We start from the raw sequence: 20,201 nt of genomic DNA, 5'->3' as shown, positions 1-20,201 counted from the left end.
GTAAGACCCCTGAAAGATGATCAGGTAGATAGGTTAGAAGTGGCAGTGCGGCGACGCATGCAGCGGACTAATACTAATCGGTCGAGGACTTAACCAAGTAATTGGTGTTCAGGTTCATTAAGGAAATGTTTGATATTAGCTAGTTTTGAGGGCACAAGTTCTCAGTAGTGTGGTGACGATGGCGAGAAGGATACACCTGTTCCCATGTCGAACACAGAAGTTAAGCTTCTTAGCGCCGAGAGTAGTTGGGGGATCGCTCCCTGCGAGGGTAGGACGTTGCCATGCAAAGTTAGGAATCAGCTGCGGCTGGTTCCTTTTTTTATACCCTAAAATTATTCAGCTGAACGCCGCTCGTTAGCTGTGAAGAAACGGCAATAAGCGGTGTTTTAACGTTGATCTATTAATTGGTGTTGTTCACATGGACACAAAAAAATAGGACCAACAATAGCACGAGCATCAAGCACCGCTTAGAGAACAATATCTATTATGAAATTTCGCATGCACAACCGTGGGGTGTTGATAACCTTGAAATCGCAACTAAAGTCTTAGGAGCTGAAAACGTTATTTACGGTTCTTCTTATCCGGTTAAAGTACCGTGGATGACGGAAGGACCAGCGATGATCAATGACCTTAACGTAGACGATAACGTCAAAACACAAATTTTAATGGTTAATGCTGACCGGTTATACGGCATTCATGCCACGGTTAATTAAGTGTTAGATAGGAATCGGAATTAAACGCGTCACCAAAGCGCCCCGTAGTTAGACTCAACAGTCAACTACGGGGCGCTTTAATGACGCGTTTTTTAATTACAAGGTACTTTTAAGTGAACGCATTTTCCACACGGTTAGTAGACAAACGATGAAAATCAAAATAAAACTGGTCATGTAACCGCGTAATCCGGGGATGAAGGCGATGATTGAGGAGATGCAAGCGGTGGCCAAGGAACCGGAATATTGCTGGAGCATATTAAACGTTGCGTTACCATCGGTGATTAAGGCGTGATTAAGCTGCTGTACGCCGACGGTTAGTGAATTATTAAAGACGAAGCTAAATCCGGTCATGTATAACAGAAACCACAGGACTAACAAGAAGATTGAATTGTGCCAGATTACGAACAAGCCAGTTGCTAGAAGGAGGCACGCAGCACCGATTTTATACGGACAAGTAATGCCAAGACGGTCAAGCATTTTTCCCGTTAAGGGTTGTAGTACCGCTGATAATAAACTGCCCGGCAATAAGATGAGTCCCGCAATAACGGTCGTTTGACGAAATTCATTTTGGACGAGTGTTGGTAATAAAAAGGTAAAAGTCATTTGCATAAATTGAACTAAAAAATAAATCAATAAGGTAACGTTGAAAACGGGCTGTTTAAAAATTCGGATATTGATAATGGGATTGGTCGAACGGCGTAATTGTGAATAGAGTATTGGACTAACAATTGCGATGATGACAACGTACAGTAATTGAACGGGTTGTAAACCAGTACTTAGCGTATTTAGTAGTAGTGTCAAACTGACCATTATGATGATTAGTAGCAGGTACTGGAACAAGTTAAACGGTGACCGTTGCCGTTGTTTTAGATTAACAGTTGTCATAATCGCCAGAATACCGGCAATCAAGGTAATAGGAAAGACAAGGAGGAAAATCTCGCGCCAAGTGAACAGGGCCGTCATCGTCCCCCCGAAGGTCGGTCCCAGTGAGGGTGCCAAAGCGGCTACCATGCCCGCAATACCAATGTAAGTTCCCTGTTTTTGCTGGGGAATGTTGATCATGATGATGGCAAACATCGTCGGAAGCGTGATCCCGGTGCTGATTCCTTGAATGATCCGCCCAATAATCAGCGTGGGTAAATTCGGGGCGAGGTAGCAACAAATATCACCGAACAGAAATAGTAATAAGGCCGTGGAAACAATGGTTTTTAATGGGAAAGAGCGTAGTAAGTATGAATTTAGGATGATGACGACCGCCACGGCCAGTAAGTAGCTCGTTGTAATCCACTGCGTGTTAGCGATGGTCGTATCAAATTGTTTAGAGAGGGTTGGAAAAGTAACGTTCATCGAAGTTTCTAGCAATATACCGCAAAAAGCCAGAATAGCAATACTAAATACGTTAGTTTTGAGTTTAAGTGAAATCATTTTGAACCTCCAAATATGAAAAAAGTTAATTAAGCTTTTCTCGGCAATGAAGTCACTACTACTGAGATATACAAGCCTTACTTCAATCGTATCACGAGGATTAGTTGGAAGTTAGTCAAATTTGGACACGAATTATTCCCAAAAGGAATAACTTTATGGAAATCGTGGAAACTAAGAATGGTTTCGTTAACGCATTAATTAATTTATACACAGAAATATTTGTTTAACGGCAAGTCTGAAATTACAATGATGGTGAATTTAGCTTAGGACGCTTTATAAATTGCACTAATTATCGTGCATTGATTTGGTATTGTTATGCGTAAAAATATCAGTATCATGAATGGTGTAAGGGGTTGCATTAATGGAATGGATGGGGGTGAAAGCGTGCAACTATCTAACCGGCAGATGGCACTTATTACTAAACTGTTAACGTTGGAACAAGCGGTGACCACGCAAACGCTGGCCGAAACCGTCCACGTCAGCGTGCGGACCGTCAAGAACGATCTACGGGCGATTCAAGACTGGTTAACCGACTACGGGGACTATTACCGCTCAAAGCCACGGGTCGGTGTCTGGTTAGCGGCGAATGCGGAAGAGAAGGCGGTGCTAAAGCGGCAACTGTTTACGAATCAAAGCGGTGCTCAACCATGTACATCGCAGGAACGGGTTGAACAAATTGTGCTGTTGCTGACGATCAACGCGGGTTTCATGACCACGCAACAACTCGAAAATAAAATTGATATTAGCAAAAACACGGTAATCGCGGATCTAGATAAAGTTGAACACTTTTTAAAACCGTTTCAATTGAGTCTAGAACGCAAGAACTACTACGGGTACCGGATCGCCGGTACGGAATTAAACATTCGCTCCGTTTTAGAAGCCGTTTTGAGTCGCACCTTACACACGTTTGAAGCCCCCATTTTAACTTCGGCCGATCCCTTAAAAGACGTTCGCCAAATTCAATTTCAAACGGTTCCAGAATTACAAACGGTGCTGGGCGTTGTGATTACTGAATTGGAAAACCAACACTACGCCGAACACGCTGATTTTGATCTAGAGGACGTTTTGACCATGGTTGTTCGGATGACCATTGGCGTGGTACGGCTGAGTATGAACCACCCTATCAGCAGTTATACGCCGTTAAGCGTGACGGCTGAAGAGCAACAAAAACTCCCTTACTTACTGTTTGACCAAGTTGTGCGACACTACGATTTTCCCGCTTTAGCAGATGAGTACGCTTACCTGTTACGGGGTGTGAACCCCCGGTTTGATGATCAGAACATTGCGGGCTTAACGAATCAGGTGATCCAAATGGTTAGTCGTCAACTGGACTACCCCTTTGATACTGATAGTCAGTTAAAGGTAAATCTTTTTTCCCACTTACTCACTAAACTCAGTAACAAGTACAAATTCACTAACGAGTACAATCCCTTCGTAACGGACCTTAAGCAGCGGAATCTGCCCCTATTCGAGGCGGTTCAGACGGCGTTGCGGGACCGGATTTCAGCTAACCCGGCGGTGGTTAGTGAATCGTTTATCGCCTTTGTCACCCTACATTTCATGGTCTCCTTAGAGAGTCACCAGACGACGCAGTACGCCCGGGTGTTGTACGTGTGCTCGACTGGGCTGGGGGTGACCGGCTTAATCAAACGTGAAATCGAACGGCACGTTTCCAACATTGAAATTGCGGGTTTCGCGTCCGTAACGACGGTTGAGCACCAAGTAGCGGCACTTAAGCCGGACTTGTTAATCAGTATTTTTCCCATTACGGAAACAGCGCTTCCCGTTGTCCAAGTCAATCCGCTGCCGAGTAGTGGTGACGTGGAACGAATCCGGGCGGCCGTCGCCAAAGTTTTGAAAGTGAGCGCGACGAGTCTAACGCCACTTCGGTTAGCTCCCGCTAAGGCGACTAGTGAAGACCAGGTACACACCTTAATGCTAAACGGTGCCGTCATCTACAGTACCCTACGCCAATATTTTGGGCGCCGCATTCCGGCGGGTTACCAGGAAGCCTTTATGATTCACGTCATGATGGCGGTACAGCGCATCTATTTTCACCATAGTTACGATCCCGCCACGGTCCGGGGATTAAAAGCACAAGATACCGTGGAAGACGTTCAAACGATTAAGCGCGTTTTCTTAGATAATCAATTAACGATCAATGCCCCTGAAATTAGTGCGTTGTTGCAATATACCAGGGTGCAGGAGCTTTCGCAAAAGGGAGGATGATTTGCATGGATGAACCGTGGTTGACGGAGGATGTTCAAAAGGTCTTACGGAAAGCGCATCATCAGGCGGAAACGGCAGACGCCTTAACCTACGTCTTTAAACTGATGCGCCAAGCTAATATTAAACCAACCGAATTACAGTTAGTTATTTTAATTAACCACGTGAGTGAAATGGTCGACCGTTCCATTACCGGGGAACAGTTACCGGCTGTTGATCCCGAAATGTTTGCCGGGGTCTCCCCGGTTGCGCTGAAAATCGGTAGTCAGTTAGTTGATCACATTGGAAATTTAGCGGCTTCAGAGAAATACGTCGTTTCGATTCACTTTGAAACGGCGTTACAAAATTAAAATTTTAGGAGGAATTCACCATGATTAAAGTTGTTATTGCGGACCGGATGGGTAAGGGTCAAAAAGTTGCGGAAGGTGTTGAAGCTGCGGGAGGTACGGCCGTAGTAGTACCGGGAATGGGTGCGGACATGCGCTTAGGTGACGTGATGAACCAGGAACAGGCCGACATGGGGATTTCGTTTTGTGGTAGTGGTGGTGCCGGTGCGATTACGGCCAGCACCAAATACGGTTATCCCGAACGTCACGGAATGCGGTCTATTCAGGAAGGTGTGACCGCGATTGAAGAGGGGAAGACCGTCTTAGGATTTGGGTTTATGGATAAAGCCGAACTTGGTAAGGCGTTAACGGAAGCCTTTGAAAAGAAATATAACCAGTAACGGGACGTCGTTAGAAAGGGGAAAACGCGATGGCAACAAGCATTAACGCAACTCACCAAGTCACGGTGCGGGTCGCTGGTAAGGGTGAAACCAAGCAAAAGGCGTTTGCGAACGCACTCAGCCAAATTCAAAAGCAGGTCGTGGATAACACGGATCAGGTAACGTTGCAAATCGTTCCCGTAAAAGTTATCCCGGTACGACTACGTGCGACCGCTTACCGGGAACGATTTCTGTTTCTATTCTTCCCACGGACCCGGACGGCTTACCACGTCACGCTTGACATCGTGGTTAGCATCAATAGTGTTGACCTGGCAACGGTTCCCTTCCAAACAACGGCACCGGCGAACGCTGACTTTGAAACGGTCAGTGGATTGAAAGGGGGAAAATAACGTGCACATTGTCGTTATTTTAATTGAATCAATCATTATTGGTGGCCTCGTCGGCTTTGCGGCCGGTATCGGGGCGGCCCGAATGTTTAACGCGCCAACGGTTCAGGCGCTGGGCGCCTTTCGGACTCTGGGTGAAATGAACGCGGCTCAGGGCGATCCCGCCTCACACTTTTCCTTTGGCTTAGGATTCTTCTTTAACGCGTGGGCTTCGACGGTTGGCGCGGGGGCGTTTACTCAGGACGTGACGCACCGGGTCATTCCCAACTGGTCAGCCGCTATTCTGCTAATCAAGAATAAAGACCTCGCGCAAACGATGCACAATCCGAAAAAAATGGGCCTGATGAGTGCCCTGATCGGCGTCATCGTGGTGACGTTCTTAAACGTTACGTCGTCGTCGATTCCCGCATCGCTACAAGTGACCGCCGTAAAAGTGTTAGTACCCGCGGCGACGACCTTGATTAACATGGTGATGCCGATTATCTTCTGGTTGGCCGCAATTGACGCGGGTCGCCGCTCCGGATTATTCGGTACGGTGTTTGGTGGGATGGCGGCCCTAATTATGGGGAACGCGGTCCCCGGCGTGGTACTGGGAATTTTAATTGGTAAGGGTGTTGAAGAAATTGGCTGGACCCGGATTACCCGGATCATGTTGGCGGCCGTCATTTTACTGTTCGTTTTAAGTGCGTTTTTCCGGAGTTTTGACATTCAGTTGTTGAAACAGTTTGGACTGGGCGTACCACAGTGGTTACAAAGCTGGCATCGTGCCATTGGCGGTTAAAGTGAGGGGATGACTTAATGGATCAGGATGTAAAGGACTTAGAACACGCAAAGAGTTTTTGGTACGCGGACTGGTCGTTTCCAATCATTGTCGGAATCATGTCGGCCGGCGTATTTGCGGGAACTTCCATGTATTACAACTACGGCGTTGGGGCGTTTAACGAAGTGGCCATTGTGGCCATGTTAAAGGCCGGTATGACCGGTGGTTCGTACGGCGCGGCCGCCGCGTTTGGTGCAAGTTTCCTATTTGCCCGTATTTTGGAAGGATCGTTAGTCGGAATTTTGGACTTGGGTGGCTCGATCTTGACCGGGGTCGGGATCGGGATTCCGGCCATCTTACTAAGTATGGATATTGAAGCGCCGGTCAAGAACTTTCCGTTAGCACTGTTAACGGGGCTAGTGATTGGCGTCCTTATTGGTGGCATCATTTACGCGGTCCGGCATTTCACGTTGGGACAGTCCAAAGCAACCTTTGGGGCCGACGTTATGATGGGTGCGGGTAACGAGACCGGCCGGTTTTTAGGCCCGTTGATTATTTTGAGTGCGGTCACGGCTTCCATTCCCATTGGAATTGGCGCGACAGCGGGTGCGGCGGCGTTCTACGCGTGGAAGAAACCGATTGCCGGCGGTGCGATTATCGGCGCCATGATTTTAGGCTTTTTCTTCCCGGTTAAATTATAAAGGAGTTTTTAATAATGGTTGATTTATACGTTCAAAATGGTCGTAACGTACACGGTGAACCGTTAGAAGTCACGGTTACCGCGGGTAAAATTACGGGAGTTGCGGCCAAGCTAACCAACGTCACGGCTAAAAAGACGCTGGACGTTAACGGAGCTTACGTTTCGGCGGGGTGGATCGATGATCACGTTCACTGTTACGAAAAGCTCACGTTGTATTACGATGATCCCGACGCGGACGGGGTTCGAACGGGGGTAACGACGGTCATTGACGCTGGTTCGACCGGCGCGGATAACATTGGCGATTTTTACGAACGGACCCGGACTAAACACACTAACGTTTACGCGCTAATCAATATTTCGAAAACGGGAATTTTGGCACAGGACGAATTGGGTGACATGGCGCGTGTCCAGTGGGAGCCGTTTAAACGGGCCGTGGAACAATACCGGGACTTTATCGTGGGAATCAAAGCCCGTGAGAGTCATTCCGTAGTGGTCGATAACGGGGTGCAGCCGCTAATTAAAGCAAAGGAGTACCAGCGGCGAATTGACCGTCAGTTACCAGTCATGGTGCACGTGGGAGCCAACCCACCGGAACTTCACGACATCTTAGCTTTAATGACGGCTGGTGACGTACTCACCCACGCGTATAACGGTAAGCCCAACGGTATTTTAACTGCGGCGGGAACGCTGAAACCGTTTGTCCGCGAAGCCTACGACCGGGGTGTGATCTTTGACGTAGGTCACGGGACCGATAGCTTTAACTTTCAAACGGCAGCGACGGCGTTTGGCGCGGGGTTGATTCCTCAATCCATCAGTACCGATATTTACCACCGTAACCGGGAAAACGGGCCGGTTTATGACATGGCCACGACCCTGGATAAATTGCTGTTATTGGGCTTTGACCTACCTACGGTTATCCGGATGGTCACGGCGGCTCCGGCGGACAATTTTAATTTGGCACATAAGGGCGAACTGGCCGTGGGCGCAGATGGTGATTTGACCATCTTTAACGTGGTCGCAGCGAAAAAAACTTTGACCGATTCAAACGGCAATCAGCGCCAAACTGAAACGGTGATTAAGCCGTGTTGTGCGGTAGTCGCGGGACAAGTATACGAAGTGGAGGCTCAGCAAGTATGACGGTATATGATAAGTACCATTTGAAACAAGTTATTAACGCCAGCGGTAAAATGACTATTTTGGGTGTTTCCAAGTTGGAACAGCCGGTGATTGAGGCCCAAAAATTTGGTGATGAGCACTTCTTTGAGATGGCGGACTTAGTCCAAAAAACGGGGGCGCACTTAGCCCAGCTATTAGGAGCTGAAGACGCAATCGTTATTAATTCGGCCTCGGCCGGTATCGCGGAAGCCGTGGCGGCCCTAATTGGTGAAGGGAGTAAATATCACGCGTACCACCCGTACGATGCACGTTACACGAAGCGCGAAATCGTGTTACCGAAGGGGCAGAACGTGGATTACGGAACCCCCGAAGAAGTCATGGTAACCGTTGGTGGCGGTCAGGTCGTGGAAGCGGGGTACGCCAATATGTGTACGGCAGAGCACGTTGACATGGTCATTACGGATAAAACCGTGGGCGTGTTATACGTTAAGAGTCACCACGCCGTGCAGAAAAGTATGTTGTCCGTTGAAGACGCTTTGGCCGTAGCCCATCGGCACGCGTTACCGTTAATTTTAGATGCGGCGGCGGAAGAGGATCTCCAAAAGTACGTGAAGATGGGGGTCGATATCATCATCTTTTCCGGTGCCAAGGCGTTGGCGGGTCCCGCTTCGGCGTTAGTTTTTGGCAAAAAACAGTACGTTGAGTGGATTCGGCTTCAATCGGTTGGCTTAGGTCGGGCGATGAAAATTGGTAAAGAAAATATTCTGGGCTTAACGAAGGCGATTGAGGTTTACTTAGAGCGGGGGCCTGAAAACGGGGATAGCATGAAAGCCCGGTTAGCGCCGTTCTTGACCGCTTTAAACCAGGTTCCGTTCGTTGAAGCCAAGCAGGTTCAGGATGGGGCTGGCCGTGATATTTACCGGGCCAGTGTCGTGATTACACCGGATTCACCGAAAGATGCGAAGACGGTTACGGCGGAATTAAAGGCGGGCAATCCCGCCATTTATACCCGTGAATATCGAGCCAACGAAGGAATTATTGAATTTGATATTCGGGCCGTGGACGCGGATGAAATGACGGCCATCACCCAGCGGTTACACGAAATTTTAGATTAATTAAAAGGAGTGCCATACCATGCAAAAAACACCAAACTATTATAAAGACCGGGTGGCGTTAAACGTTTTAGCGGGATCCGTTCAAAACGCGGTGGATTGTTACGAAGCCGCGAGCGAACATATCATTCTTGGGGTGTTAACTAAAAATTACGCCAATGACCAATTAGCCATTGAGGATATGCTGAAGTATCAATCGCAAATTAACAACGCCGTATCAGTTGGCTTGGGCGCGGGTGACCCGAAGCAAAGTCAAATGGTCAGTCGGGTCTCAAAGGTGATCCAACCGCAACACGTTAATCAAGTTTTTACCGGTGTTGGGACCAGTCGCGCGTTGTTGGGGCAGGATGATACGGTCGTTAACGGCCTAGTATCGCCAACGGGTAAAGTTGGGATTGTTAACGTTGCTACGGGTCCTCTGAGTTCCCAAACCCCCGCTGCTGAAGTTTCCATCGACACGGCAATTGCCTTATTAAAAGATATGGGTGGGACTTCCATTAAGTTCTTCCCGATGAAGGGGTTGGCGCACGAGGATGAATTCCGCGCGGTTGCCAAGGCCTGTGCGGACAACCACTTCAGCCTTGAACCAACGGGTGGCATTGACTTGGACAACTTTGAAGAAATCCTCCAGATTGCTTTGGACGCCGGGGTTAAACACATTATCCCTCACATCTACTCCTCGATCATTGATAAAGAGACGGGGATGACCCGGCCAGCAGATGTACGGCAATTATTTGAGAGCGTTAAGAAGCTCGTGGGGTAAACTGACGACAAATGTAAAAGGAAACGCTACGTGGGAAAACATCTTGTGTAGCGCTTTCTTTTTGCCCTTTATATGTATACGCCGGGTTTTATTAGGATGATAAGCATAACAAACGTAGCGTTTTTGCTAAAATGACTTTTTTGTATTGAATTAAAGCTGGTTATGCGCTAATTTTATCTATAATTAGTTTAATCACATAACTGGATTTGAGGGAAAAGCCCATGGCAAATAAAATAACGATTCGTGACGTGGCACAGGAAGCTGGCGTGTCAGTTACCACGGTGTCACAAATTTTAAATAATAAGGGCGACCGGTTTAGTTCGTTGACGCAGCAGAAAGTGCGCGCGGCACGCAAACGACTGAACTATATCCCCGATTTTAACGCGCAATACTTGATTCGCAAGAGTTCCCGGACGATTGGTGTTTTAATTCCCGATATTAGCAACCCGTTCTTTAGCCAGTTTATTACTGGAATTCAAAATAAGGCGATGGAGATGGGTTACGTCCCGTTGATCTTTGGTTTTAATAATAATAGTCAGCGGGCTTCCAAATATTTAGAAGAACTGATCAAGCGGGCCGCGGATGGGATGATCATTGCATCGGATATTCTTGATACAACTGATATTGATAAAATTTTAAAAGATAACCACATTCCCTACATTTTGCTGGACCGAAGTTCGACTTCGGTAAGTGACAGTGATCACCTGATGGTTGATGATTATAATGGTGGTCAGCAAGTTGCCCAATTTTTGATTGAACAGGGTCATCAGCACTTAGCAGTGGTAATGCCTGAAAGTGCGTCGGTGAACATTCAGCGGCGTTGGGAAGGTTTTTACCAAGTTGTTGAAGCCCATCAAAATGTGTCGGTCGACCGGGTCTTTGCACCGTTAAGTAAGGTTGGCGGTCGGCAGGCGGCCCAAGCGGTAATCAAGTTACCAAACGTGACGGGTCTCTTTGCGATTAACGATGAAGTCGCTATGGGAATTTACCGGGGATTAGAAGATCATGGTAAGCAAATTCCAGTAGATTATTCGGTAATTGGTTTTGACGACATTGATATTGACCAGTACATGAAGCCAACGTTAACGACCGTTCATCAACCAATTTTGAGATTAGGTGAACAAGCTACCGAAATGGTTATTAGCCGGATAGAAAGCCCTTCCAAGCCCGTTCAGAGTAACAAATTACCCGTCGAATTAATCATTCGTGAAAGTACTAACAAACGATAAAAAAGGCTCAAAAATACTTGTAAGCGCTTTCTGTTTGGTGTATCATTTCTGGTATAGATTAAGTAAAACGTTTTACTAACAAAATTACTAAATGACTATTGGAGATGATTCCGTGGTTAATAAAATTGCAGTCCTCGGAAGTTTGAACGTTGATACTACTTTGAGCGTTCAACGGATGCCAGAACCGGGAGAAACCTTAGCAGTTTCCAAGAAAAAACAAGCGGCCGGGGGCAAGGGTGCTAATCAGGCCATTGCCGCGGCACGCTCACAAGCCGAAACGATGTTTATTGGGCAAGTTGGCCAGGACGAAGCCGGCCAAATGATGATTCAGGCGTTAAAGGATGACGGCGTCGACGTGAGTCACATCTACGAAGATTCAGCGGTTGCAACTGGTTCCGCGACCATTTTGCTAGATGCTAACGGGCAAAATGAGATCTTAGTATTTGGCGGGGCTAACCAAAATATTACGGGTAAAACGTTAAACCTAAGTGGGTTAGCGGGTCAGGACTTCCTGATCACCCAGTTTGAGACGCCGCAACCGGCAGCGTTGGCTGCTTTTAAACAAGCAAAGGCGGACGGAGTCTTAACGATTTTGAACCCGGCGCCGGCGCACGAAATATTACCAGAACTGTTGCCGTTGACTGACTTAATTGTGCCTAACGAAACGGAAAGTGCCCTGTTAACCGGCATTGAAGTGACCGACTTAGACTCAATGCAAGCTAACGCGGCGGCGTTTAAGAAGATGGGGATTCCTAATACCATCATTACGGTTGGGAGTCGCGGGGCGTTCTTCGCAACGGCGAACCACACTGGCTTTATGCCGGCGTTTAAAGTCCACGCCAAGGATACAACGGCGGCCGGCGATACCTTCATCGGGGCGCTGGCGTCACAGCTGGATAGCGATTTTAGTAATATTGAAGCGGCAACCCAGTACGCACAACGGGCATCGTCCATTACGGTGCAACGTTACGGCGCGTTACCGTCGATCCCGACAAAGGATGAAATTATTAGTGCGAATGCGGAGGTCCGTTAGTTATGAAAAAAGCAGGAATTATGAATTCACAAATTTCCGCAGTGGTTGCGGATATGGGACACACCGACTGGCTTTCAATTGGTGACGCTGGGATGCCGGTTCCCCGGGATACGCCGAAAATTGATTTGGCCGTACAACCCGAACTACCGAAGTTTATCGACGTGTTAAAGAACGTTTTGACCGAAATGAAAGTTCAGCATATTTATTTAGCTAGTGAGATTAAAACGCAGAACCCTAGTCAGTTAACGGCAATCAAGGAAATTCTGCCGGACGTGGAAGTCACCTTTGTTCCACATGAAAACCTGAAGAAGGATCTGAGTCAGACCCACGCCTTTATTCGGACGGGTGAAACGACCCCGTATTCTAATATTATTTTGGAAAGTGGCGTTACGTTCTAGCCCTTAATCTAATAGCGTTAGGAGGTTGTCTTTTGAAAATTGAAATGAAAGGTATCTCAAAATCCTTTGGTAAAAACGAAGTCCTGAAAGACGTTAATTTTACCGTTAAGAGCGGTGAAGTCCACGCCTTGATGGGTGAAAACGGGGCTGGTAAATCAACGTTAATGAACATTTTAACCGGTTTATTGGATGCCAATGGTGGTGAGATTTTAGTTGACGGTCAGCCCGTTAAATATCACGATGCACTGGATGCCGAACATAGTGGGATCAGTTTTATTCACCAAGAAATGAATAATTTTGGTGAGATGACGGTTCTTGAAAACATGTTTTTAAATCACGAAATTAAAAACAAGTTCGGTATTTTAGATATGAAAAAAATGCGCACCCAAGCGCAAAAAGTCTTACAACGGTTAGACGTGGATATTCCGTTAAACGTACCGATTGGAACGCTCAGCGTTGGGACGCAACAGATGATTGAAATTGCGAAGTCGTTAATGAACGATACGAAGATTTTGATTCTTGATGAACCGAGTGCCGCCCTATCTGAAAAGGAAATTGACAGTTTATTTGATATTATTCGTGGTTTAAAGAAGCAGGGTGTCGGGATGATTTACATCTCACACCGGATGCAAGAAATTTTTGAAATTACTGATCAGATTACGGTGATGAGGGATGGCTTAACCGTTGCGAGCTACGCAACGGCGGACGTCGATGTTCACCAAATCATTAAGGACATGGTTGGTCGGGACTTGAGCGATTTCTATCCGGACCGGAACCCGAAGTACGGGGAAACGCGGTTGGAAGTTGACCACTTTACGAGCAAGGGCGTCTTCGAAGACGTTTCCTTCAGCGTTAAAGCGGGTGAAATCTTAGCCTTCTCCGGTTTAATGGGTGCCGGCCGAACCGAAATTATGCGGGCCATCTTCGGGATTGACCGTCACGATTCTGGTACCATCAAGATTAATGGTAAGGAAGTTAACTTAAAATCGCCATATGACAGTATCAAACACAGTGTCGGGTTCTTGACCGAAGATCGTAAAGACGAAGGGTTAATTTTAGACGCTTCGATTGCAAATAACATTGATTTACCAAGTATTGATGGTTTTGTTAAGCACGGAGTTATTGATCAAAAGGCGGACAACGACTTTGTTGAAATGTTGATCAAACGGTTAACGGTTAAAGCAACGAGTCGCGAAGACTTAGCCGGTGACTTGTCTGGTGGGAACCAACAAAAAGTTGTTTTAGCTAAGTGGGTCGGCAGTGGCTCACAAGTTCTGATTTTAGACGAACCTACCCGGGGGGTCGACGTTGGGGCTAAGCGTGAAATTTACGATTTAATGAATGAATTAACGGATCGTGGCGTAGCAATCATTATGATTTCCAGTGATTTACAAGAAGTCCTCGGTTTTTCCGACCGAATTGCTGTCGTATACGAAGGACACTTGAATGGTGAAATTGCAACGAAGGATGCGACTCAAGAAAACGTCATGACGTTGGCCACAGGAGGTAAGCTCGATGAATAATACTACGGAAACAAAGGCCAAGGGGAGTTTTGATTTTGGTAAATTCATTTCAAAATTGGGCCCGTTAGTTGCCTTAATTGTTTTAGCTATAATTGTAAGCGTTTTAAATACGTCGTTTTTAGGCATTAATAACATTATGAACCTGTTGCAACAAGTTTCGATTAACGCACTGATTGCTTTTGGGATGCAGTTCGTTATTCTAACGGGTGGGATTGATTTATCCGTTGGGTCGATTCTGGCGTTGAGTGGGGCCATCACAGCGCAACTGATTGTTAGTGGTGTTTCCCCAATCGTGGCGTTCTTAATTGGGGTCGCTTGTGGGGCCGTTTTCGGTGCCCTAAACGGGGTTCTGATTGCTTACGGTGGCGCGGCACCATTTATCGTTACTTTGGCAACGATGTCGGTATACCGGGGTTTAACTTATGTGTTAACCAACGGGAACCCAATTACTGGCGCTAAAATGAATGACAGTTTTTCTTTCCAATTCTTAGGGCAGGGGTACTTGTTCGGTATTCCGTTCCAAGTTTACCTGATGGTCTTAGGCTTTGCCGTGTTCTACGTCTTAATGCATAAAACGACGTTTGGTCGGAAAACCTTTGCCATTGGTGGTAATGAAAAAGCGGCCTTCGTTGCCGGTGTTAAAACGAAACACATTTTAATTTGGATTTACGTTATTGCTGGGTTCTTAGCAGCCGTTGCCGGGATGGTCTTAACGTCACAATTAGGATCAGCACAACCCGATGCCGGGACCAGCTACGAAATGGATGCCATTGCCGCCGTTGTTTTGGGTGGGACTTCACTCGCCGGTGGTAAAGGTAAGATGTCCGGTACCTTAATTGGTGCGTTAATTATCGGGGTTTTAAATAATGGGATGAACTTACTGGGAATTTCCAGTTTCTTCCAACAAATTGTCAAAGGGATCGTTATCTTAGTTGCCGTCTTATTAGACCGTAAACAAGCTAAGAACTAAAAATACCAGGGGGTAGTAGATCATGAAGTTTTCAAAAAAGGTTGTTTCATTATTGGCACTTCTATCAGTTAGTGCGTTAGTATTGACCGGTTGCGGCGGTGCTTCAATCGGTAACAGTAGCAGCAATTCTTCTAAAGTCACTAAGAAGGCCAAGAAGGACGTTAAAGTTGGGGTTTCATTATCAACTTTGAGTAACCCGTTCTTTGTTAACTTGAAGAAAGGGATCGATACGGAAGCCAAGAAGGCTGGTACTAAGGTTGAAACGTTCGATGCCCAAAACGATAGTGCAAAACAAAATAACCAAATTTCTGATTTAATTACTAAAAAAGTTGACGTTATCATTGTTAACCCAGTGGATTCCGATGCGATCGTCACTTCCGTTAAGAAGGCTAACAATGCCGGAATTCCAGTGATTGCTTGTGACCGGGGTTCAAACGGTGGGAAACTGCTTACGACGGTTGCTTCCGATAACGTTTTAGCCGGTAAAATGGCTGGGAACTACTTGGAAAAATTAGTTGGTAAGAACGCCAAAGTTGCTGAACTTGAAGGGACGCCGGGTGCCGACGCTGCCGTTCAACGTGGGAAAGGATTCAAGCAAGCCGCTAAGGGCAAGTTAGACATTGTGACGAAGCAAAGTGCTAACTTTGACCGTGCGAAGGGCTTGAGCACGATGCAAAACATCTTGCAAGCTCACAGCGACGTTAAAGGGGTCTTTGCCCAAAACGATGAAATGGCATTAGGGGCCGTTAAAGCCATTAAGAGCCAAGACATCAAGATCGTTTCGGTCGACGGGACACCCGATGGTTTAGCTGCCGTTAAGAAGGGGAACATCGATGGGATCGTTGCCCAAGAACCTAAGGCTGAAGGCCGGTTAGCTTTACAAGCTGCTTACGACCACTACGCTAACAAGAAGGTTTCTAAGAACATCAGCTCACCAATTCACTTAGTAAAAGCTAGCGACTACAAATAAGCTTTACTAAACACATAGCCCTACCTAACCCAGTTTCCTCCTTAATTTAATAACCCTAACCTAGGCTGGCCCCGTACGCACCATTGGTGTAAACGGGGCCAGTTCTTTTGTAAAAAAATCAATCCGTGTTCCCGAATAAGGATTGATTTTTTTAGTAGGCGTTATTTTTTTGAATAGCATCCATCAGCAGTATGGGTAAACGTAACGACTTTATCAATTAATTCTACGGTAATTTGTTGATACACTGGTTCGTACCCGTAATGGGTCACCTTAATGGCAACGTCACCGTGGTTTACCGTGATCAGGTAGTTATTCCACTCGCCATCCTGGTACTTAAAATCAGTGCCGTTGTCCTGGTAGTGTTGATAGCTACCGTGGTCACCAAACAATTTAAACGTCATGCTTGCTAGTGGGGCTTCATCAACGTGGTTAACGGCTGGTCCCCATGGTAACAACGTGTTTTGTTTGACGAACATTGGTAATTTATCAAGCGGTGCGTTGACCACGATGTCTTGCTGACCAGCGTATTCGGTGTGGTTCCAAAAATCGATCCACGTTCCCGCCGGCAGGTAGACGAGTCGCTTCGTTTGTGATGGCTGAACGATTGGTGCAACCAATAAGTCATCGCCAACCATAAACTCATCGTTCAGATCTTGAACGCGCGGGTCGTTTTCATAGTTTAAAACCAGGGGCCGCATAACCGGTAAACCGGTCTTAGCTTCGTTAGCGAATAGGTCGTAAAGGTACGGAATGAACCGGTAACGCAGCTTTAAATATTTGCGGTAAATACTTAGTGTTGGTTCACCAAACACCCAGGGTTCTTGACTACGGGTTCCCAGCGCGGCGTGGTTCCGTAATAGCGGGCTGAAAATCGCCGCTTCAATCCAACGGGTGAGCAGTTCGGGCGTGGTGTCCGAACCAAAACCGCCAATGTCGGTACCGGTAAAGCTAAAGCCACTCAAACCTAGGTTACAAAGTTGGGGAATCATCATTTGTAAATGTGGCCACATGCTGTGGTTATCCCCGGTCCAAACGGTGGCGTACTTTTGTGTACCGGCGTAAGCCGCCCGGGTGATCACGTACGGACGTTTGCCCGTGTGCGCTTTGATCCCCATAAACGTGGCCTGAGCCATGTTATGGGCGTAGACGTTGTGCATCTTTTGATGCGTTGACGGTTGTTCACCATCGCTAAATGCGACGTTGCCCGGGATGGCCCCCTTGAAGCTGGCGGGTTCGTTCATATCGTTCCAAATTCCGGCCACGCCCAAGTCGGTTAGAAAGGCCGTTTTATTGGCCCACCATTGGCGAACGGCTTGGCGACCAAAGTCGGGGAAGGCCGACTTGCCCGGCCAGACTTCATTGATGTAGACGTCACCGTCGGGATTCTTGGCGAAGTAGTTGTGTTGAATGCCTTCCTTATAAACTTGGTAAGCGGGATCTTGTTTGACCCCGGGATCGATAATGGCCACGACCTTAACGCCGTCTTGTTTAAGCTCTTTAACGAAGCGTCTAGGATCGTTGTGATAGCTAGCCGTGTTCCAGGTAAAGACGCGGTAACCGTCCATGTAATCAATGTCGAGGTGCACGGCATCTAAGGGGAGGTCGTGCTGTTTAAATCCGTCGACGATGGCCTGAACCTTGTCCTGACTAGTACTGTACCCCCAACGGGATTGCTGGTAGCCGAGCAGCCACTTTTGCGGTAGCGGGGTCCGTCCGGTTAAATCGGTGTAATTGGTGACGACGTTTTTTAAGGTGTCACCACCAATAATGTAATAATCGGGATTTCCGGCCACGGCGGAATAGTAATAATACTGGTCACTTTCTTTCCCGAGGTCAAACTGGCTTTCGTAGGGATCATCAAAAAATAGGCCGTACGGGTGGCCGTTCTTCAGCCCTAGCAATACGGGAATGGACTTATATAGGTTGGGTAAAACTTCGGTTTGGGGCGCGGGATGGTCGTTATTCCAATTTTTATAAGCGTAACCACGTTTGTCCAGGTAACCGGTTTTGTCACCCAAACCGTAAAAATGTTCGGCTGGCGCGAGGGCCTTAACAACCTCGTAGTAACCTTGGTTAGTTGGTTCACCGTCACCGGCAAGGGTGTGGCCCTCCGCAGCGGCTAGGTCTTCGTGAGCTTTATCCGTGCCGCGGTCGAGGGGGGTCCGTTTTCCCCGGTAATCGGAGACGAGGACGTGACCATGGGCATCATACGCGTCGACGTACCGTTCGGCGTCTAAATGGAGAACCAGTTGGGCGGTTTGAAGCTCGTAATGATCACCTTGATCAACAATGGTAAAGTCCGTCTTTTGACGATTATCACTAGTTACGGCGTATGACGATCCCGGTTCTCCGTGGTCGGAAAAGACGCGTAGGATAGCGGGGGTCACGATACTGATTTGTAAAGGCTGTTCGTAGGCAAAAGTGATGGTTTGCCCGTTAGTCGTATAGTTAGGTAACTTAGGCATTAGTTTTCTTCCTCTATAGTTAGTCGTTTTTTAGGTTAACAGCTACATAGTAGCATGTGATTTAACCGTTTACAAACCCGTTTTAATCATGTTCTATTAGCATATTTATAATAACTAAATTAAACGGAAATATGGTGCGGTCAGCGATTCAGATAAAATAAAGAACGGAATAGCGTTCTTTGAATAGTAACGATATGAAGAGCGTAGCGTTTGATGGGAAACGCCTGTAATTAGGAATTGGTATGCGCTCAATTCGATACTGAGGGTGATCGCTTGGAGTGGTCAAAGATAATCAAACAAAAAAATTATATATTTTGGTCTAGACCCCTTGAATAATATTTTCAAAATGTTCATACTAAGAGTGTAAATAGTGAAACCGTTTTTAACAATCGGGGACACTAATTTTGGAATAATAGAGTGAGGGGTAACACAATGGCAACGGTTGAATTAAAAAATGACAAGATTAAAGTTGTAGTTAGTTTGTTAGGTGCCGAGATCCAAGCAGTAACGCGGACTGATGATGGTTTTGACTATATCTGGAATGATACGACGGGCAAGTACTGGGGCCGGCACGCGCCGATTCTCTTCCCAATTATTGGCCAGATCAATCAAAACACTTACTACTTTGACGGTAAGAAGTATAGCTTGACGCAACACGGATTTTTACGGGATCAGACCTTTGAAGTTGTGAACCAAAGTGAGGATGTCGTTTCACTGAAGAGCGTCGCTAATGACGAAACCAAGGCGAAGTTCCCGTTTGATTACCAAGTAACGGTCACCTACAGCTTAGCTGATAGTGCCCTTAACGTTGAATTTAACGTTGAAAATTTGGACACGAAGACAATGTATTATTCACTGGGCTTACATCCCGGGTTTAACACGACTGGCGACTTTTCGAAGTACGCCTTGAAGTTTGATCCCGCCGTTGCCGAGTTAGAAAACCAGGAAGTTGATCCGGCGCCACTATTGAATGGTAAAACACACGCGGTTAAGCTAAACAACGGTGAATACGCCTTATCCCACGCTAAGCTGGATGATGGGCTGGTGGTTTTCTCCGCGAAGGGTCTAAAGCACGTTACCCTGGCCAGTCCTGAAGCTCAACACGGTGTTGAACTGGACATTACGGATTTCCCATACTTGGCCGTTTGGTCGCCAGAAAAGAAAAACGCCGATTTTGTTTGTGTGGAGCCCTTTAACGGGTTACCCGACGTTTACGGTGAACCGGAACAAATGCAGGATAAAAAAGCGGTTAATACGTTAACCGCTGGTAAAACCGACGTTTTTGGAACTGAAATCAAATTTTCATAATAACTAAGTAATTTATGTTGGTTTAATGAAAACACCCAAACAATTTTCTGTTTGGGTGTTTTTGTGTGGTGTTAAAGTAGGGTTGAGCTCGTAAAACTGGATCCATACCAAATAATTTTTAACAAAATACTTTATAGAAATTTAAACACGAAAATAAGTTAATTTAGTGATAATTAAAATATTTTTGTGCTTATTTTATACTTAAATTACGTATAACAGCTGGAAAAAGTGGGACGTTACAATGCTTGTCAGCACGGGAATTGTTAAAACATTTCTATGAATATAAAAGATTGATAGAAGTAATTAAATTGGTATTAGTATACCGATTTTAAAAGACGATGAAAAATTTATATATTAACCGTGAATCCGCTTTCATG

General features: G+C 46.4%; 18 protein-coding genes and 2 rRNA genes. 18 read left to right on the top strand and 2 right to left on the bottom strand.

Annotated elements, in window-relative coordinates:
- Together D1831_RS11825 and rrf are read left to right on the top strand one after the other, a co-directional pair.
- A 23S ribosomal RNA gene (locus D1831_RS11825) occupies nucleotides 1-97 on the top strand; the annotation flags it as partial.
- 71 nt (nucleotides 98-168) lie between these two features.
- Nucleotides 169-285: ribosomal RNA gene (gene rrf / locus D1831_RS11820) — 5S ribosomal RNA — on the top strand.
- Between the two features lie 524 nt (nucleotides 286-809).
- Here rrf and D1831_RS11810 read toward each other — a convergent pair.
- Nucleotides 810-2,138, bottom strand: coding sequence for an MFS transporter (locus D1831_RS11810; protein ID WP_125073114.1), 1,329 nt, complete (start codon nucleotides 2,136-2,138; stop codon nucleotides 810-812).
- Nucleotides 2,139-2,522: 384 nt separating this feature from the next.
- Between D1831_RS11810 and D1831_RS11805 the strand changes: the two genes are divergently transcribed.
- The 15 genes from D1831_RS11805 to D1831_RS11735 all read left to right on the top strand — a co-directional run bounded on the left by D1831_RS11805 (nucleotide 2,523) and on the right by D1831_RS11735 (nucleotide 16,051).
- Nucleotides 2,523-4,367 carry a BglG family transcription antiterminator gene (locus tag D1831_RS11805; RefSeq protein WP_158610667.1) on the top strand — a complete coding sequence of 615 codons (1,845 nt, stop codon included), beginning with the start codon at nucleotides 2,523-2,525 and terminating at the stop codon, nucleotides 4,365-4,367.
- 5 nt (nucleotides 4,368-4,372) lie between these two features.
- On the top strand, nucleotides 4,373-4,714 hold the full coding sequence (locus D1831_RS11800; protein WP_125073112.1) for a transcriptional regulator: 342 nt from the start codon (nucleotides 4,373-4,375) through the stop codon (nucleotides 4,712-4,714).
- Between the two features lie 20 nt (nucleotides 4,715-4,734).
- Nucleotides 4,735-5,091: an SFCGS family glycine-rich protein gene (locus tag D1831_RS11795; protein WP_125073111.1), complete on the top strand. Its 357-nt coding sequence runs from the start codon at nucleotides 4,735-4,737 to the stop codon at nucleotides 5,089-5,091.
- A gap of 29 nt (nucleotides 5,092-5,120) precedes the next feature.
- Nucleotides 5,121-5,480 carry a DUF4312 family protein gene (locus D1831_RS11790; protein WP_125073110.1) on the top strand — a complete coding sequence of 120 codons (360 nt, stop codon included), beginning with the start codon at nucleotides 5,121-5,123 and terminating at the stop codon, nucleotides 5,478-5,480.
- A gap of 1 nt (nucleotide 5,481) precedes the next feature.
- Nucleotides 5,482-6,258, top strand: coding sequence for a DUF4311 domain-containing protein (locus tag D1831_RS11785; protein ID WP_125073109.1), 777 nt, complete (start codon nucleotides 5,482-5,484; stop codon nucleotides 6,256-6,258).
- 17 nt (nucleotides 6,259-6,275) lie between these two features.
- Complete coding sequence (locus D1831_RS11780) at nucleotides 6,276-6,938, top strand: DUF4310 family protein (RefSeq protein ID WP_125073108.1); 663 nt, start codon at nucleotides 6,276-6,278, stop codon at nucleotides 6,936-6,938.
- Nucleotides 6,939-6,952: 14 nt separating this feature from the next.
- Nucleotides 6,953-8,074: an amidohydrolase/deacetylase family metallohydrolase gene (locus D1831_RS11775; protein ID WP_125073107.1), complete on the top strand. Its 1,122-nt coding sequence runs from the start codon at nucleotides 6,953-6,955 to the stop codon at nucleotides 8,072-8,074.
- Entirely contained in the window at nucleotides 8,071-9,168 is a 1,098-nt protein-coding gene (locus tag D1831_RS11770) for a DgaE family pyridoxal phosphate-dependent ammonia lyase (protein WP_125073106.1), read from the top strand. The genes D1831_RS11775 and D1831_RS11770 overlap by 4 nt, the downstream gene beginning before the upstream one ends.
- Nucleotides 9,169-9,187: 19 nt before the next feature.
- Nucleotides 9,188-9,928: a 2-dehydro-3-deoxy-phosphogluconate aldolase gene (gene dagF, locus D1831_RS11765; RefSeq protein ID WP_125073105.1), complete on the top strand. Its 741-nt coding sequence runs from the start codon at nucleotides 9,188-9,190 to the stop codon at nucleotides 9,926-9,928.
- A gap of 221 nt (nucleotides 9,929-10,149) precedes the next feature.
- Nucleotides 10,150-11,157 carry a ribose utilization transcriptional repressor RbsR gene (rbsR, locus tag D1831_RS11760; RefSeq protein ID WP_125073104.1) on the top strand — a complete coding sequence of 336 codons (1,008 nt, stop codon included), beginning with the start codon at nucleotides 10,150-10,152 and terminating at the stop codon, nucleotides 11,155-11,157.
- Between the two features lie 112 nt (nucleotides 11,158-11,269).
- Nucleotides 11,270-12,190, top strand: coding sequence for a ribokinase (gene rbsK, locus D1831_RS11755; RefSeq protein ID WP_125073103.1), 921 nt, complete (start codon nucleotides 11,270-11,272; stop codon nucleotides 12,188-12,190).
- A 2-nt stretch (nucleotides 12,191-12,192) separates the two neighbouring features.
- Complete coding sequence (rbsD, locus tag D1831_RS11750) at nucleotides 12,193-12,588, top strand: D-ribose pyranase (protein ID WP_125073102.1); 396 nt, start codon at nucleotides 12,193-12,195, stop codon at nucleotides 12,586-12,588.
- A 32-nt stretch (nucleotides 12,589-12,620) separates the two neighbouring features.
- The gene (locus tag D1831_RS11745; protein WP_125073101.1) at nucleotides 12,621-14,111 is read left to right on the top strand and encodes a sugar ABC transporter ATP-binding protein; all 1,491 of its coding nucleotides are present in this window, start codon (nucleotides 12,621-12,623) and stop codon (nucleotides 14,109-14,111) included.
- Nucleotides 14,104-15,081 carry an ABC transporter permease gene (locus tag D1831_RS11740; protein WP_125073100.1) on the top strand — a complete coding sequence of 326 codons (978 nt, stop codon included), beginning with the start codon at nucleotides 14,104-14,106 and terminating at the stop codon, nucleotides 15,079-15,081. Before D1831_RS11745 ends, D1831_RS11740 begins: the two co-directional genes overlap by 8 nt.
- A 22-nt stretch (nucleotides 15,082-15,103) precedes the next feature.
- Nucleotides 15,104-16,051: a substrate-binding domain-containing protein gene (locus D1831_RS11735; protein WP_125073099.1), complete on the top strand. Its 948-nt coding sequence runs from the start codon at nucleotides 15,104-15,106 to the stop codon at nucleotides 16,049-16,051.
- Between the two features lie 161 nt (nucleotides 16,052-16,212).
- Here the strand turns inward: D1831_RS11735 and D1831_RS11730 are convergent, their stop codons facing one another.
- Nucleotides 16,213-18,516, bottom strand: a complete 2,304-nt coding sequence (locus D1831_RS11730) for a glycoside hydrolase family 31 protein (RefSeq protein ID WP_125073098.1) — start codon at nucleotides 18,514-18,516, stop codon at nucleotides 16,213-16,215.
- 432 nt (nucleotides 18,517-18,948) lie between these two features.
- On the opposite strand from D1831_RS11730, the gene D1831_RS11725 reads away from it, so the two are divergent.
- On the top strand, nucleotides 18,949-19,824 hold the full coding sequence (locus D1831_RS11725; protein ID WP_125073097.1) for an aldose 1-epimerase family protein: 876 nt from the start codon (nucleotides 18,949-18,951) through the stop codon (nucleotides 19,822-19,824).
- The last annotated feature ends 377 nt before the right edge of the window (nucleotides 19,825-20,201 follow it).

Origin of the sequence: Lactiplantibacillus garii (assembly GCF_003885105.1) — a bacterium.
GTDB classification, from domain to species: Bacteria; Bacillota; Bacilli; order Lactobacillales; family Lactobacillaceae; genus Lactiplantibacillus; species Lactiplantibacillus garii.
This window is presented reverse-complemented; position numbering and strand designations above follow the sequence as displayed.

Excerpts from the sequence above, each read along its gene's own strand:
- D1831_RS11790 (WP_125073110.1), top strand. The coding sequence starts at position 5,121 with ATGGCAACAAGCATTAACGCAACTCACCAAGTCACGGTGCGGGTCGCT.
- rbsR (WP_125073104.1), top strand. The coding sequence starts at position 10,150 with ATGGCAAATAAAATAACGATTCGTGACGTGGCACAGGAAGCTGGCGTG.
- rbsD (WP_125073102.1), top strand. The coding sequence starts at position 12,193 with ATGAAAAAAGCAGGAATTATGAATTCACAAATTTCCGCAGTGGTTGCG.
- D1831_RS11730 (WP_125073098.1), bottom strand. The coding sequence starts at position 18,516 with ATGCCTAAGTTACCTAACTATACGACTAACGGGCAAACCATCACTTTT.
- D1831_RS11735 (WP_125073099.1), top strand. The coding sequence starts at position 15,104 with ATGAAGTTTTCAAAAAAGGTTGTTTCATTATTGGCACTTCTATCAGTT.
- D1831_RS11780 (WP_125073108.1), top strand. The coding sequence starts at position 6,276 with ATGGATCAGGATGTAAAGGACTTAGAACACGCAAAGAGTTTTTGGTAC.
- D1831_RS11740 (WP_125073100.1), top strand. The coding sequence starts at position 14,104 with ATGAATAATACTACGGAAACAAAGGCCAAGGGGAGTTTTGATTTTGGT.
- D1831_RS11810 (WP_125073114.1), bottom strand. The coding sequence starts at position 2,138 with ATGATTTCACTTAAACTCAAAACTAACGTATTTAGTATTGCTATTCTG.
- D1831_RS11795 (WP_125073111.1), top strand. The coding sequence starts at position 4,735 with ATGATTAAAGTTGTTATTGCGGACCGGATGGGTAAGGGTCAAAAAGTT.
- D1831_RS11770 (WP_125073106.1), top strand. The coding sequence starts at position 8,071 with ATGACGGTATATGATAAGTACCATTTGAAACAAGTTATTAACGCCAGC.
- dagF (WP_125073105.1), top strand. The coding sequence starts at position 9,188 with ATGCAAAAAACACCAAACTATTATAAAGACCGGGTGGCGTTAAACGTT.
- D1831_RS11800 (WP_125073112.1), top strand. The coding sequence starts at position 4,373 with ATGGATGAACCGTGGTTGACGGAGGATGTTCAAAAGGTCTTACGGAAA.
- D1831_RS11775 (WP_125073107.1), top strand. The coding sequence starts at position 6,953 with ATGGTTGATTTATACGTTCAAAATGGTCGTAACGTACACGGTGAACCG.
- D1831_RS11725 (WP_125073097.1), top strand. The coding sequence starts at position 18,949 with ATGGCAACGGTTGAATTAAAAAATGACAAGATTAAAGTTGTAGTTAGT.